The sequence below is a fragment of the Catellatospora sp. NPDC049111 genome (assembly GCF_040648615.1).
GTDB lineage: Bacteria > Actinomycetota > Actinomycetes > Mycobacteriales > Micromonosporaceae > Catellatospora > Catellatospora aurea.
In genome coordinates this window covers 67,438-81,707 of the sequence record NZ_JBEZEB010000024.1, presented here as the reverse complement: position 1 = coordinate 81,707, position 14,270 = coordinate 67,438, and the positions used below count along the sequence as shown (strand labels likewise).

Annotated in this window: 5 protein-coding genes; 2 read left to right on the top strand and 3 right to left on the bottom strand. The window is 72.2% G+C overall.

Translation table 11 applies throughout. The features are described from left to right. Positions 1-10: 10 nt before the first annotated feature. The 3 genes from AB0B66_RS27670 to AB0B66_RS27660 form a co-directional block, all read right to left on the bottom strand. The gene (locus tag AB0B66_RS27670) at positions 11-7,489 is read right to left on the bottom strand and encodes a SpvB/TcaC N-terminal domain-containing protein (protein WP_360535394.1); all 7,479 of its coding nucleotides are present in this window, start codon (positions 7,487-7,489) and stop codon (positions 11-13) included. A gap of 96 nt (positions 7,490-7,585) precedes the next feature. Then, a complete protein-coding gene (locus AB0B66_RS27665; RefSeq protein ID WP_360535392.1) occupies positions 7,586-9,454 on the bottom strand; it encodes a hypothetical protein in 1,869 nt (622 codons plus the stop codon). A gap of 169 nt (positions 9,455-9,623) precedes the next feature. Then, a complete protein-coding gene (locus tag AB0B66_RS27660; RefSeq protein WP_360535390.1) occupies positions 9,624-10,940 on the bottom strand; it encodes a ThuA domain-containing protein in 1,317 nt (438 codons plus the stop codon). Between the two features lie 237 nt (positions 10,941-11,177). On the opposite strand from AB0B66_RS27660, the gene AB0B66_RS27655 reads away from it, so the two are divergent. After that, positions 11,178-12,488, top strand: coding sequence for a protein kinase (locus AB0B66_RS27655; protein WP_360535388.1), 1,311 nt, complete (start codon positions 11,178-11,180; stop codon positions 12,486-12,488). Positions 12,489-12,514: 26 nt separating this feature from the next. Continuing rightward, positions 12,515-14,266, top strand: coding sequence for an extracellular solute-binding protein (locus tag AB0B66_RS27650; RefSeq protein ID WP_360535386.1), 1,752 nt, complete (start codon positions 12,515-12,517; stop codon positions 14,264-14,266). The last annotated feature ends 4 nt before the right edge of the window (positions 14,267-14,270 follow it).

The following is a 14,270-nucleotide window of genomic DNA, read 5'->3' as shown; positions in this document are numbered from 1 at the left end:
GCGCGGGTGACTACTTGGGCGAGACGACCACGTTGGTCATCTCCTCCTCGGTCAGGCCGATGACCCGCACGATCACGCCCTTCTCCGCGCCGTACTTCTTGATGGCGTCCATGGCCGCCTTGAACTCGGCCGCCAGGCCCGCCGGGCCCGTGTAGCCGGCCGGGGTGGCGATGTCGAGCGCCACGTTCGACAGCGCCCGCCCGTCCTGCATCACCCCGGCCTTCTTCGCCGCGGCCAACTCGTCGATGAACACCTTGTACGCCGACACGCTGGGCACGCTCTGCAGCGTCTTGAGCTGGATGCCGAGCTTGGCTTCCTTGGCGTAGAAGTCGAACGTCTTGAAGAAGCCGCCGTTGAGCCGCCCGACCCACTCCAGGAGCCGGTAGCGGGTGCCGGCCAGCGCTCCCTCCAGGACGGTGCCGCGCCAGACCGCGCCGAGCGGTTCCTTGTCCAGCGCCCACGTCTCGCGGATGGCGTCCATCAACTGCTTGGGTTTGAGCATCCGCACCGATTTGACGACCAGGTCCTCCGCCCCGGCGACCTGGGCCAGGGTGCGCACCTCGGCGCCGGTGGCGTGCCCGGCGGCCATCAGCGGGTTGGCGTCCAGCGGGGACATGCCCGGCGGGTGCGGGTCGACCAGCCCGACCGCGAACTGGCCGAGCACGCTGATGACGGCGGCCTTGGCCGGGTTCGCCAGCAGCCAGAACGTCGCGGACTCGCTCGCGGTCATGGCCAGCGAGCCCAGCGCGATGCCGCCGTACACCAGGCCGACCGTGGCGATGGAGCCGACGGCGGCCATGCCGGTGCCCACGCCCATCCCGACGACCTGGCCGGACAGCGCCCCGTTGGTCATGTCCCGGCGGCCCTCGGCCTCCCACTTCTGCCAGCCCGGGTTGTCCTTCAGGCACGGATTGAGCTGCGGGCGCACCGCGTACCCGGCGTGGGCCGGGAGCAGGAAGCTCCACCAGGGCAGCTTCTGCTCGGTCACTTCCTTGCAGTCGGCGCCGTCGGGGTCGTGGAAGCGCACCGGGTTGCCGCGCACGTACATGTAGGTGCTCTCGCCGGGGCGGTGGGCTTCCGGGTCGTAGCTGTTCCACCGGCCCAGCCAGGGCACGTAGTAGCGGGCACCGTGATAGGACAGGCCGGTCTCGTCGTCGCGCTCCTTGCCGGTGTACCGGTAGCGGCGCGCGCTGACCTCTGGGGCGTTCAGCCACAGCGACGTCGTGCCGTACGGGTGGTACTCCTCGACGGAGATCACCTTGCCGGTGTCGTCGAGTTCGAGGCGCGCCGAGCCGGTCTGGTCGTCGTACTGGAACCGGTGCCGCAGTGTCCCGGTCTGCTGCGGCTGCCAGGTGTCCACGGTGGTGCGCTCGACCGTCGCCACCCGGCGCGGGCCGTCGAGCAGGTGCACGGTCTGCCGCTCGAAGACGACCTGCCCGTTGACGCGGCGGCGGTACACCTCGTAGCCGCCGAGGTAGACGAACTCCTCGGTGACGCCGCCGTTGCGGCGCAGCACCCGGCGCGCCCGGTTGCCCGCGCCGTCGTAGGTGTAGTAGGCGTTCCCGCCGCCGCCGAGGTCGACCGACGCCATCTGGTCGTGGTGGTCGAAGCCGATCGCGCCCAGGTGCGGCAGCCCGGTCAGGTTGCCGTGCGCGTCGTGCGTGAACAAGACGCTGCCCGCGCCGCCCGGCACGGTGTGCGACAGCAGCCGGTTGGACCCTGTGGCGTACGTGTAGTTCCTGGTCCAGCTGCCGACCCCGGCGACGTGCGCCATGGTCAGGATGTTGCCCGCGGGGTCGTACGTGTATCGCTGCGTGTAGGCGCGCACCGCGTTCACGTCGTCCGGGTGCGGAATCGGCCGGCTCGCCGGGTTCGCGCCGTCGGGCTGCACACCGAGGCTCGCGTGCTCGCGGCCGGTGGCCTCGATAAGCCGGTACAGGGAGTCGAAGACATAGCGGCTGTCGCCGGAGGTGACCTCGCCGTCGAAGAACACCGTGCGCTGCGCGGCGTCGGCGACGTCGACGGTGTTGCCCGACGGATCGTGCACGTAGGACAGGTCCTGCAGCGCGTTCGAGCCGCGCCGGGTGACGACGCCGCGCAGCCGGAACGTGAGCTGGTCGAACCGGTGCGAGGTGACCGTGCCGTTGCCGTACGCCGCCCGCACCCGCCGCCCCGCCGCGTCGTAGTCGGCCGAGGCGAGGTAGACCGTCTCCCCCACCGCCCCCGACAGCCGGGCCGACAGCGACTCCAGCAGCCCGGCCTCGTTGTAGCGGGGCAGCAGCACGGTGCCCTCGGGCAGCACCTGCATCACCGGCCGGTCGAGGGCGTCGTAGTCGGTGGCGGTGGCCAGCGGCTCCGCCTCGATCAGCGGCAGCGCGGCGGCCTCGATCCCGGCCGGGGCGACCCCGGCCAGCACCGACCAGTCGGGCGTGCTGTCGTAGGCCTTCGCGAGCTGGCGGCGGGACGCCAGCAGGTTGCCCTTGAAGTCGTGCCGGTGCGCGGTGAGCAGCCCGCTGCCGTCGCAGGTGTACCGGACCCGGCCGCGCACGTTGTCGGCCGCCGCCGCGGGGGCGCCCTCGCCGTACACGGTCAGCGCGGCCAGGATCTCGCTGTCGGAGCCCGGTGCGGTGATCCACAGCTGGGCCGGGCGGCGGGCGGCGTCGTAGACGTGCCGGGCCGCGAACCCGCGGGAGTCCCAGCGGCGGATCGGCGCGCCGCCCGCGTCGGGCACGTACCAGTGCTCGCCCGAGTCGGGGCTGCCGGTGGCGACGGCGCGCCCGGCGACGTCGAACACCGTCTCGGCGCTCGTCACGCCCCGGGCGTCCGTCCGCGACAGCCGCGCGCCCTCGACGTCGAGCACGTCGCGCACCGCGTGCCGCTCGTCGACGACGACGCCGGTGCCGGGCGTGGTGTGCCGGTCGTGGGCGACGGTGACCACGGTCCGGCCCAGCACGTCGGCGTAGCCGGCCCCGGGCGTGGCCGCGTGCACGGCGGCCTCGATCGCGGCGCGCTGCTCGCGCGGGCCGAGGCCGCCGGCGATACGCCGCTGGTGCCAGGTCTGCCAACCGGCGGGCTGGGTCGCGAAATGCGCGGCGAGCAGCGCCGACACGTCGGGGTCGGTGCGCGGGTCGAGCAGCACCGTGTCGTTGGGGTCCCACACCTCGTGCTGCCACGGGTCGAACCGGGTCTTGCTGTACGTCCCGTCCGGGGCGAGCAGCACGACCTCGCGCCCGACCGGGTCGTAGGCGACGACGTTGCTGACACCCGCGGCGTAGGCGAGTTCGAACGCGGCGGTGCCGGTGAAGAACGGCTCGTAGCGGCGGACCGGGCGGCCCTTGTCGTCGAACACCGTCCAGCCGGAGCCGACCCAGCGGGGGCCGTCGGGGCCGGGTTCGGCCTGGGTCTTGACCTGGATCTCGCGGGCGAAGCCGTCGCTGTAGGTGATCCGGTGCAGCACCCGTCCCGGGTTCGTGCCGTGGGTCTCCCGGCTCAGCAGGGCAGTGGCCACGGGCGCGGGCCGGGCGTCGTCGCGGGTGCGGTGGAACGCGGCCACGTCGACCAGGAACCGGGTCGTCGCGCCGCCGAGCAGCCCCGCCTGCCCGAGCGGGTCGGCGAGATAGGCGGCCGCGTCGGGTTCGGGGTCGAGCCCGGCGAGGGTGTCGCCGACGCCCTCCTCGGGCTTGCCGCGCCGCGCGGTCGCGGTGACCAGGCCGAGCGCGTCGTACAGCACCTCGGTGCGGTTGCGGTTGGCGTCGCTGGTGACCGCCGGGGCGAGCACCCGGTAGTCCAGCCGCGGGGTCAGCGCCTCCAGGTCGGACGTCGCCGCCTTGGCGCGCTCGCCGGCCGACATCCGGTTGCCGACGGTGTCGACCGTGTCCAGCAGCAGTAGGTCGTAGCCGTCGTAGCGGGCGTGGCCGACCGCGCCGAACGCGTCGGCGTGCCGGGTGACGGTGAAGAAATGCTCCCTGGCGTACGCCAGCTCCTGCGCGGCGGTGTCGGCCGCGCCGGGCGAGTACAGCAGGCGGCCCGACGGGATCCACCAGCCGCTGTCGGCGTACACATGGCCGCCCTCGACGCCGAGCACCAGGGCGGGCTGCGGCAGCAGGTTCTGCGTGCCGCGCCGGTATGCCCGCTCCAGCAGGCCGGGGGTGAACGCGAGCCGGTAGCTCTCGTACGGCAGCCCGAGCGGCTCCTGCACGCCGGGCGCGAGCGGGCCGGTGAGGTCGTCGCGGCGGTAGCGCACCCGGGTGTGCTCCAGCAGCCTGCGGCAGGGCCCGGCGACGGGCGGCTGCTCGTAGGACACCTCCGCGGCGGACAGCACCTGCGCCTTGAGGTCGGCGAGGGCGAACGGCCCGCCCGGCGGCGGGGTGACGTGCACCAGCTCGTAGGTGCGCACCTCGGCCGGCTGCGGGGCACGGAAGGCCGTCGCGGTCTGCACCGGGTTGGTGAACGTGCTCGCGGTGATCTTCACCCGTACACCGGTCTGCGCCGCCCGGATCGCGTCGCGGGTGGCCGCGTCGAGCATCGGGTCCACGTCGGCGTCGGGGTGGCGGCGGCCGTACCCGACGGTCGCCGACAGCAGCACGTCACCGAAGTCGTCGGTGTCGAGGACCAGCTCGTGGCTGATCCGCGGGTCCATGACGGTGGTGGTGACGCCGCCGGTCTCGACGGCGTACTCGCGGCGTTCGTAGTGCAGTTGCAGCGTCTCGCGGGGGCGGGCGAAGCAGACCGCGTGCGCGTTGGCGCCCTTGGGCTGGAGCAGGTCGACGGCATAATCGCGTTCGGTGACGGTGTACGGCAGCGGGCTGTCCTCGGCGTACACCTCCTGCCGCAGGATCAGGCCCTTCAGCGCCCGGCAGGCCTCCCGCAGGTCGTCGGGGCAGAGGTCGCCGTCGGGCCACACCGTGTCGGGCAGCCGGAACTCGGGGTCGCCGGGCCAGTACTCGCCGGCGTACCCGGCCGACAGTGTTTCGCCGCCGTCGGCGAACGCGCCGGTGTGGTACCAGGTCCGGGTCAGCGTGCGCGGGCCGGCGAGCAGGTCTCCGGCGACCGCGCCGATCCGACCGCCGTCCCACTGCTCGACCATGCCGAAGCCGCGGAACTCGCGCTCCGCGCCGTCGAAGAAGCCGTGGTGGTAGGCGTACGAGGTGGTGAAGACGCTGCCGGCGACCAGGTCCTCGGTGGTGACCGCGTCGACGACGTGCACGGGGAACGGCAGCCGGGTGTGCCACGGCCGGCCGGCGGCCTTGTCGGCCAGGTAGTGCCGGGTCGAGGGCGCGTAGTCGACGGTGATGCGCGAGCCGAGGTTGTTGACGACCTCGGTGAGCAGGTGCGGTTTGCCGCCGCCGTACAGGTCGAGGTAGTGCAGGCAACGCCGCTCCCGGCCGGGCAGGGTCGCCGACCAGACCAGGCAGGCGGTGCCCGCGCCGAGCAGGTCGGCCACGGTCAGCTCGCCCTGCGGGGTCGCGGTGAGCACCTCGCCGTCGGCCCAGCCGTTGCCGGACCGGTTGCGGTACAGGGTCACCTCGCGCGCCCCGGCGTAGACCAGGTCGGTGACGCCGGAGCCGTCGACGTCGGCGAACAGCACCCGGCGCGGGTCGAACAGCTCCTCCGTGGCGTGGCGGGGAGCGTTGTCGGTGACGACGCGGCGGCCGAACCGGCGGCCCAGGTTGGGCCAGTAGCAGACCTCGCCGTTGCGCACCCGGACCAGGTCGAGCAGGCCGTCGCCGGTCATGTCGGCCAGGTGCACCGCGGCCCGGCCCTCGGTGAACAGCAGCCGCGGCCCGTCGGCCTCGTCCGGCGGGTTCAGCACGTGCCGGGCCGGGCCGAAGCCGTCCTCGGCGCGGGAGGCGTACCAGGTCAGCCCGGTGTCCCCGGCCAGCAGCAGGTCGGGGAAGCCGTCGCCGTCGAGGTCGGCGAAGCGCAGGTTCGGGTCCCGCCAGTCGATCGCGGGCAGCGCCGCGAACGACCGGAACGGGGCCCAGCCGTCGCCGTCGCGCTCCACGAAACCAGGCAGCGGCCCGCCGTAGGAGACCAGGTCGAGTTGCCCGTCCCCGGCCAGGTCGACCAGCGTGGTGCCGGTCTGGTTCGGCACGGCGGGCAGCGCCCGCGCGGTGTCGAACCGGCCGCCGCCCAGGTTCGCCTTGTAGTACAGGCCGCCGGGGGCGTCGAGCAGCATCCCGGCCAGGCCCTCACCGTCCAGGTCCACCCAGCGGCAGCCGGTGGTGCCCAGCCCGGCGGGCAGGTTGCGCAGGCTGTCGGCGTCGACCTCGCCGATCTCGCCGCGCAGCGTCGCCGGGCGGTAGCCGAACTCAACCGGCGGCATGGCTCGCTCGATGTAGCCGTCGCCGTCGCGACGGTAGCCGCGGGTGGTCGCCGAGGCCAGGAACGATCCCGCCGCCTCGTCCGCCGTATAGCCGAACTCGGTGGCCTTGACCAGGCAGTCCGCGCCGACGCCGGGCTCGTCCGGGAAGTGGTGGAACATCAGCACCCGGCGGCACAGCCGGTAGGTGCGCACCTCGAAGCCGGGCCGGTACACCGAGAACGGGTCGGGGCGCACCGGCCAGTCCCGGTCGGGCGTGGGCAGCGGTCGCGCCGGGTCGTGGTCGCCGTAGTCGAACACGGCCTCGAACAGCCAGCTCTGCGGCTGCTCCGAGGTGGACAGCAGGCTGACCCGGTTGCCGTAGCGGATGCGCTTGAGGTGGCGCTGCGCGCCCCGGTCGGCGGCGGTGCGGTGCTGCTCGTGCGCGCTGCCCAGGTCGACGCCGCGACCGTCCTCGGGCAGGTACTCGTACTCGACGGCGTTGCCATGCTGGTCGTGCGCCGAGCTGATCAGCCAGGAGAAGACCAGGCCGTCGTGCTCCACCCGGGAGCCGGCGTCGCCGCCGTACACGGTGGTGACGCCGTCGCGGGTGATCGAGCGCCAGTGCACGTCGCCGTCGGCGGTGCGCCGCCAGCGTTCGATGCGGCTGAACGCGCCCTCGATCCGCGGCCGGAACCGGTCGACGGTGTACCCGGCCGGGTAGTCGCCCGACGGCACCGGGTTCGGCACGGGCACCAGGTCCTCGGTGCCGGTCATCAGGAACACGTCGTCGTCGGTGTACTCGGGCAGCCCCTTGTCGGTGCGCCGGGACACCGCCGGCAGCGACAGGCCCCAGCCGAGCCCGAACGGGCCGTTGCCCTGGCCGGAGTCGTAGGACAGCGACAGGTTCGGGCCGAACCCGGCCCGGCCCTTGCTCAGGTGCAGCGGCACCGAGAGCGACCCGGTGCCGGTGACCGGGTTCGCCGCGAACTTCTCGCCGAGCCCGCGCACCGCGCCGCCGCCCTGCGGCAGGTTGATCGTCGGCAGGCCGACCGCGCCCTCGCCACCGGAGGGACCCGCGCCCGACACGGGACCGGCCGGCGCGGCCGGCTCACCGAAGCGCTGGGCCGGCGGTCCGGAGGGCGCTGCCTGCGGCGATGTCGGGTACGAAGGCAGGGGGGCCGTCACGTTGAGCACAGTAGGCGCGCATGCGGTCACCGGCTTCGATCTGTCGATGTCCGGTCACCTGGACCATCCCGCAGGGTTGCGGCCGAGCCGCGCCGATCAGCTGCTCGACAGCACGATGACCCGGTCGATGGGCGGCATGACCTGCTCCTTGTCCGGGTTGAGGACCACGCCGTGCCCGTCGCCGCTGTCGCTGACCCGGTAGCCGATGGCGACCTCGCCGCGCCGGGCCGCCGACGCCACGACCGTCGCGAAGGTGATCGTCGCCCCGGCGCGCAGGTAGTAGCTCGCCGGGCGGATGTAGATCTCCGCGCCGTCGGCGTCGAACAGGTCCGCGAACACCGACTCCAGGTGGCGGTTCTCCGAGATCTGCGTCATCAGCAGGCTCACCAGCTGCTCGCTGACCACGAAGTCGTCGGCCTTGGTCAGCTGGGCCAGGGCGCGGTCGCGGTCGTCGCGCATCTCGCTGACGATCGAGCCGGGGCCGCGCCCGGCCAGGATGTCGCGCAGGTGCAGCAGGGTCACCAGCACCCGCGAGTCGGCGGTGAGCGCGTCGAGGTCGTCGTCAGACAGCACGATCACGTTGTGGTACGAGGCCACGTCCAGCGTCTCCAGCACGCCCCGGTCGCGGGTGTCGCCGGCCTTGGACCGGATCACCAGCCGGCGCAGCCGCGGCACGAGCCGCCCGACCGCCGGGGTCGCGTCGGCCCGGTCGGTGACCACGTCCACCGTCGAGCCGGCGGCGACGTACACGTCGAGCTGCTCGACGATCCGGGCGGCGCGCCGGTTCCAGCCGAGGATCAGGGTGCTCTCCGGGGCCGCGGGCCCGCGCACCCCGTGCACGATCGCGGTGTCGTCGACGGCGAACGGCGCGGTCGCCAGGCTGATCATCGAGTCGTCGCGGGCCAGCAGCACGATCCGGTCGCCGGGGCTGATCATCGTGCCGGGCGGGGGGTTGAGCACGGTCTTGCCGTCGGCCAGCAGCAGCCCCAGTGGGCAGCACTGCTTGTAGGCCAGCAGCGCCTGCGCGAACGGCCGCCCGACCAGGGTCGGCTCGACGGTCATGTAGATCTCGTCTCCGCCGAAGTCGAACAGGTCGTGGTAGACCACGGACAGTTTGGACTGGCGGGCGGTCTGCACGATGAGCCGCGCGCCGATGTCGTCGCCGTCGAGCACGATCGCGTCGCCGCCGGCCAGCTTGGCGACCGCCCTGTTGCGGCTGTCGCGCACCGCCGCGACGACATGGTGCGGGCGGCCCCGGAACGCGGGCCCCTTGTTGATCGCGAGCAGGGTCTTGAGCACGTACGCGTCGGCGTCCTCGGCGGTGGCTCCGTCCGGGGCCAGCACGATGATCGACCTGGCCTCGTTGAGGTTGACCATCTCCAGGTCCTTGAGGTCCAGCGGGCTGCCGGTGCGGAAGATCAACCGGGTGCGGCCGGTGTCGCCGATGCGGTGCTCGACCCGGTCCTCCATGGTGACCTTGTCCTGCTCGGCGAGCACGACCACGGCGGCCTTGCGGCGGCTCGCGTTCGCCTCGACCATCTCGGTGATCACCGTGTAGATCTGGTCGGACCAGCCGAGCACCACGGTGTGGTCGCGTTCGAGCACCGCCGAGCGGCCTTTGCGCAGCTGCTCCAGGCGGCGGTTGATGCCGCTGGTGAGCAGACCGATCAGCGCACTGGCGACGAAGATGCCGCCCAGCGCCAGTACGAACCAGAATGGCATCACCACCCACCCCTCGTCGGTGGGCGCGGACAGGCTGAAGGTGGTCACGAACGTTCGCCACAGCAAGCGCAGCGGATCCGCGCCCGACTTCTCCGGGTCGGCGATCTCGATGGCCACGGTAACCACGAGCACCAGCGCGAAGGACGCGACCGCGAGCCAGCCGATGAGCCCGGTCGTGCCGCGCGACATGGTGTTGTCGAACCAGTAGCGCATCCGGGCGCGGAGAGTCACTCGACGGGCCATGAGCTGGAGGTCCTTTGAACGCAGGGAGGGGGCATGCGTTGCGGTCGATCCAGGTGCGCGCTCACTCTAGTGGCGCTCGCATGCGAGACGCGGCGGGGTCGCCGACCGGCCGGTAACGACGGAGCGGGCCGGTGCGCACAGCACCGGCCCGCTCGCCCTCCCCCGAGGTCTAGGGCTGCTGCACCAGCCGGAACGACTGCGCGCCGGTGCCGTTGCAGGCGTACTGCACGAGCTGGACGCTGTCGGCCATGGATGCCGCGGGCACGTCCAGGCACTTGCCGCTGTTGCGGTTGACCAGGTGGTAGTAGCCGCCGCCCTCGGCGACGGGCTGCCACTGCTGGTTGAGGCCGCCGCTGTAGGACCACAGCTGGATCGGCGCGTTGTCGGCCGTGGACACGTTGGTCACGTCGAGCGAGCGGGCGCTGTTGAGCCGGATGTCGACGTGGGTGTACGCGCCGGTGGTCGGCGTGAAGCGATACTGCTGCGCGGTGGTGTTGTTGCAGGTGTACTGCTGGATCGCGGTGCCGTTGGCCGAGCCCGCGGCGCGGGCGTCCACGCACTTGCCGCTGTTGCGGTTCACCAGGCTGTACCAGGCGGTCGGCGAGATCGGCCCGGACGACGCCGACGGCGCCGGGGAGGCCGACGGGCTGGGGCCGGGGGTGACCCCGCCGAGCCACAGCAGGCCGTCGATCAGCCAGCGGTTCTGCACCTCGCTGGCGAACGTCGAGGACAGCCGGGTGTTGGTGCTGTAGTTCATCGCGTTGTGCCCGAAGTTCGCGTACAGCATCTTGTAGTTGCGGTTGGTCCAGATCAGCGGGTGGTAGCCGCTGTACCAGGTCTGGTTCGGGTCGGTGCCGACCGGGTAGCTGCCGGGGTCGATCGAGGCCAGGATGTCGATGCTCGGGTTGGTGCGCAGGTCGTTGCGCCACGAGTACCACTCGCTGACCGCCGAGGTCCAGGTCGCGGGCAGCCGGGTGGTGGACGGGTGGGCGCGTTCGGTGCGCATGGTGACGCTGGTCGGGCCCCAGGTGTTGGAGACGAACGCGCCGGTGCCCAGGAAGGTGTTGTAGTACCAGCTCCAGGTGTTCGGGTCGGTGTTGAACGCGGTCACGTGGAAGCCCATCCACGCTCCCCCGTTCTGCATGTACTGCTGGAACGCGGCGCGCTGACCCGACGGCGGCGCGTCGTCCAGGAACATGATCACCTTGTACTGGGCGAGGTTGCCGGTGTTGAGCCGACTCCAGTCGGTGGTCGCCTCCCAGGTGAAGTTGTTCTGGGCGGCGGCCTGCGGGAACCAGGTCAGCGCCTCTTTGTCGAAGTCGATGTGCGCGGCGTCCCAGGTGCCGTTGTAGAAGGCGAGCACCTTGAACGCGGGCGCGGCCTGGGCGGTGCCCGGTCCGGCGACGACGGTGGCGGTGATCGCGGTGAGCAGGGCGGCGAGCGCGGCGAGCCACCATCTGGCGGTGGTCTGCAGTGTTCTGGGCACGACGGGTCCTCCGGTTTCGTGCGTAGCGGGGCGAGGAACGGGTTCTGCCCCTCCAGGACCACCTGGTGAAACCGTTCGTAAACATTCTTAACTGACAATCCGTCGATAGGCAAGATTGGTTTCCTATTCGGATCGACCGTTCATCCCGTGAGGACGGCTCACCTCCGGGTATGGAGGCTGGATCGGCGGCGCTATCCTTGCGGCTCGTTGATGGATCATCGGGTTTCAGGAGGGCAGATGGCCGGCTCGGCAGACGACCCCGTCACCGGCGTCAGCCCGCTGACGAGCCACGACCCGCGCTCGCTCGGCCCGTACCGGCTGCTCGGGCGGCTCGGCAAGGGCGGTCAGGGCGTCGTCTACCTCGGCGCCGACGGCAGCGAGCGCCGCGTCGCGGTCAAGACGATCAACATCGACCTGCAGCACAATCCCCGGGCCAAGGCGCAGTTCGCCAAGGAGATCGCCGCCGCCCGGCGGGTCACCCCGTTCTGCACCGCCCAGATCCTGCACGCCGAGATCGACACCGAGCTGCCGTACGTCGTCAGCGAGTACATCGCCGGGCCGACCCTGCACAAGCAGGTCCGCGACCACGGCCCGCTGGCCGACAACGCCCTCTACCGGCTAGCCGTCGGCACCGCGACCGCGCTCGCCGCGATCCACCAGGCCGGGATCGTGCACTGCGACTTCAAACCCGACAACGTCATCCTCGGCGGCGACGGCCCACGCGTCATCGACTTCGGCATCGCCCGCGCGCTCGGCGCGGAGACCATGTCCGGCCACGTCATGGGCACCGTGCCGTACATGGCCCCGGAGCGCTTCCACAATGTGGACGTCGGTCCGGCATGCGACATCTTCGGCTGGGCCGCGACCATCGGGTTCGCCTCGTCCGGGCGCGGCCCGTTCGGGCACGACTCGATGGCCACCGTGATGGCCCGGGTGCTCACCGATCCGCCCGACCTGGACAACCTGTCCGGGACGCTGCGCGAGCTGGTCGTCGCCTGCCTGGCCAAGGACCAGCACGCCCGGCCCACCGCGCAGCAGGTGCTGATGCGCCTGCTCGGCCACGAGGCCACCCCGGCCGCGCCGGTTCCGCTGGTCGAGGCGCTCCAGGAGGGCAGCGACGCGGCGACCTCGCTGCTCCAGGTGGGGACGGAGTCCCCCACCGCGCCCGCGCCGACGGTCACCGCGCCGCAGCCGACCGCCCCGGCGTCCCCGCCGACGGTCACCGCACCGAGGTTGCCGACCGACCCGAACGCGGCCCCGCCGCAGGTCCCGGCGGTGCCTCAGCCCCCGGCCACGAAGACCACTCCCCCGTCTCCAGCGGTCGCATCGCAGCCGTCCCGGTCGCGGCGGCTGGCGCGGCAGGTCGGCGACCCGCTCGGCATCGCCACCGCGCTCCTGCTCGGCGCGGGCGGTTTCGCGGCCGGGTACGTGCCCTCGGGGCAGCCCGGCACCGGCGCGGTCGTCGGCGGCGGCGTCTTCGCCGTGGTGTATCTGGTCCGGCTGTTTACCGCCGTCGCGCTCGACGACGGCCGGCCCGACCCCCGCTGACCCGACCGCGACACAGGAGGATTGCCATGGCCTCGCGCCGGACCCAGCGTTGGCTGCCGGTCGCCTTCGCCGCGACCGTAGGCCTCGCCCTGATCGCGGGCTCCTACACGTACGTGTCCACGGTCGCCCGCGACCGCAGCGGCTGCGTGGTGCTCGACGTCGTCTCCTCGACCGAGAAGAGCGAACTCGTCAAGGACCTCGCCGAGCGGTACAACGGCAGCAGGCGTCGTTTCGGTGACCGCTGCGCCGACGTCGCCGTCACCGGCCTCACCTCCGGGCAGGCCATGCAGGCGCTGGCCGGGGACTGGGGCGCGCTGTCGGGCACCGGCAGCCCGCGCCCGCAGGTGTGGCTGCCGACGTCGACGCTGTGGACCGGCCAGTTGCAGCTGCTCGACCAGGCCGCCGGGCACCAGGTGCAGACCGGCGGGGAGTACGAGTCGATCGCCAACAGCCCGCTGGTGATCGCGATGCCCGCCGCCAAGGCGCGTTACCTGCAGCAGAAGGGCCCGCTGGGCTGGGGCGACATCCTCGGCATGTCCGGCGAGCAGGGCTGGGCGCAGTTCGGCAAGCCGGAGTGGAAGCGGTTCACCTTCGGCAAGGACAACCCGAACCTGTCCACCTCGGGCCTGGCCGCGACCATCGCGACGTACTACGCCGCGACCAACACCTCCAGCGACCTCACCACCGCCGACCTGCGCGACCCGAAGGTGACCCGGTTCGTCCGCCAGATCGAGGCGAACGTCTCGCACTACAGTGACGACGTGGTCGACCTGCTGCGCGGCCTGGCCGCCGCCGACCTGGCCGGGGACGCGGCCGCCTCCGACCTCAGCGCGATCGTCACCCAGGAGGAGCTGGTCTACCTCTACAACAAGGGCGAGCTGAGCGGCGGGCGCGAGCCCAACGAGCCGCTGGTGGCGATGTATCCCAAGGAGGGCACCTTCAACCTGGACCACCCGTACGTGGTCCTGCCGCAGGCCGACGCCGCGCAGCGGGCCGCGGCGGCGGACTTCCTGGCCTTCCTGCAGGACGACCGGCAGCAGCGGGACTTCGCCGCCATCGGGTTCCGCGACCACGAGCGGGCCGCCTCCGACGACCTGGTCAAGGTGGTGGGCGGCAGCAAGGCCCCGGGCACCCTGTTCGAGCCGCCGTCACCGGAGGTCGTGCAGGGCATCAAGGCGGGCTGGGCGACGCTGCGCAAGAAGGCCAACATCCTGATGGCCGTCGACGTGTCCGGTTCGATGACGGCGAACAAGGTCGGCAACTCCCAGACCCGGCTCGCGTACGCGACGGCCGCCGCCAAGAAGGGCATCGAGCTGCTCAACAGCGAGGACCGGGTGGGGCTGTGGGCGTTCTCGTCCAAGTTCGACGGCGCGAAGCTGCCCTACCGCGAGCAGCTGCCGCTGTCCCGGCTGGACGACCGCAGCTTCGGCGCGAAACTGGACGCGGTGCGCTCCGGCGGCGGCACCGCGCTGTACACGACCGTCCGGGCCGCGCAGCGGCACCTGCTCGACAACTACGACCGCACCCGGATCAACGCGGTGGTCGTACTGACCGACGGCGAGAACGAGTACCCCCAGGACAACGACCTGGACAAGCTGCTGCGCGACATCGAACTCGACCCCGACCGGCCGGTGAAGGTCTTCTGCATCGCCTTCGACAAGGGCTCGGACCTGGTGTCACTGCAGAAGATCGCGGCCGCCACGGGTGGCAAGGCGTTCGACGCCCGGGACCCGGAGAAGATCGACGAGGCCTTCGTGAAGCTGCTCAGCAGCTTCTGAACCG

Coding starts and splice junctions, on each gene's coding strand:
- AB0B66_RS27665 (WP_360535392.1), bottom strand. CDS start 9,454: ATGGCCCGTCGAGTGACTCTCCGCGCCCGGATGCGCTACTGGTTCGAC.
- AB0B66_RS27655 (WP_360535388.1), top strand. CDS start 11,178: ATGGCCGGCTCGGCAGACGACCCCGTCACCGGCGTCAGCCCGCTGACG.
- AB0B66_RS27650 (WP_360535386.1), top strand. CDS start 12,515: ATGGCCTCGCGCCGGACCCAGCGTTGGCTGCCGGTCGCCTTCGCCGCG.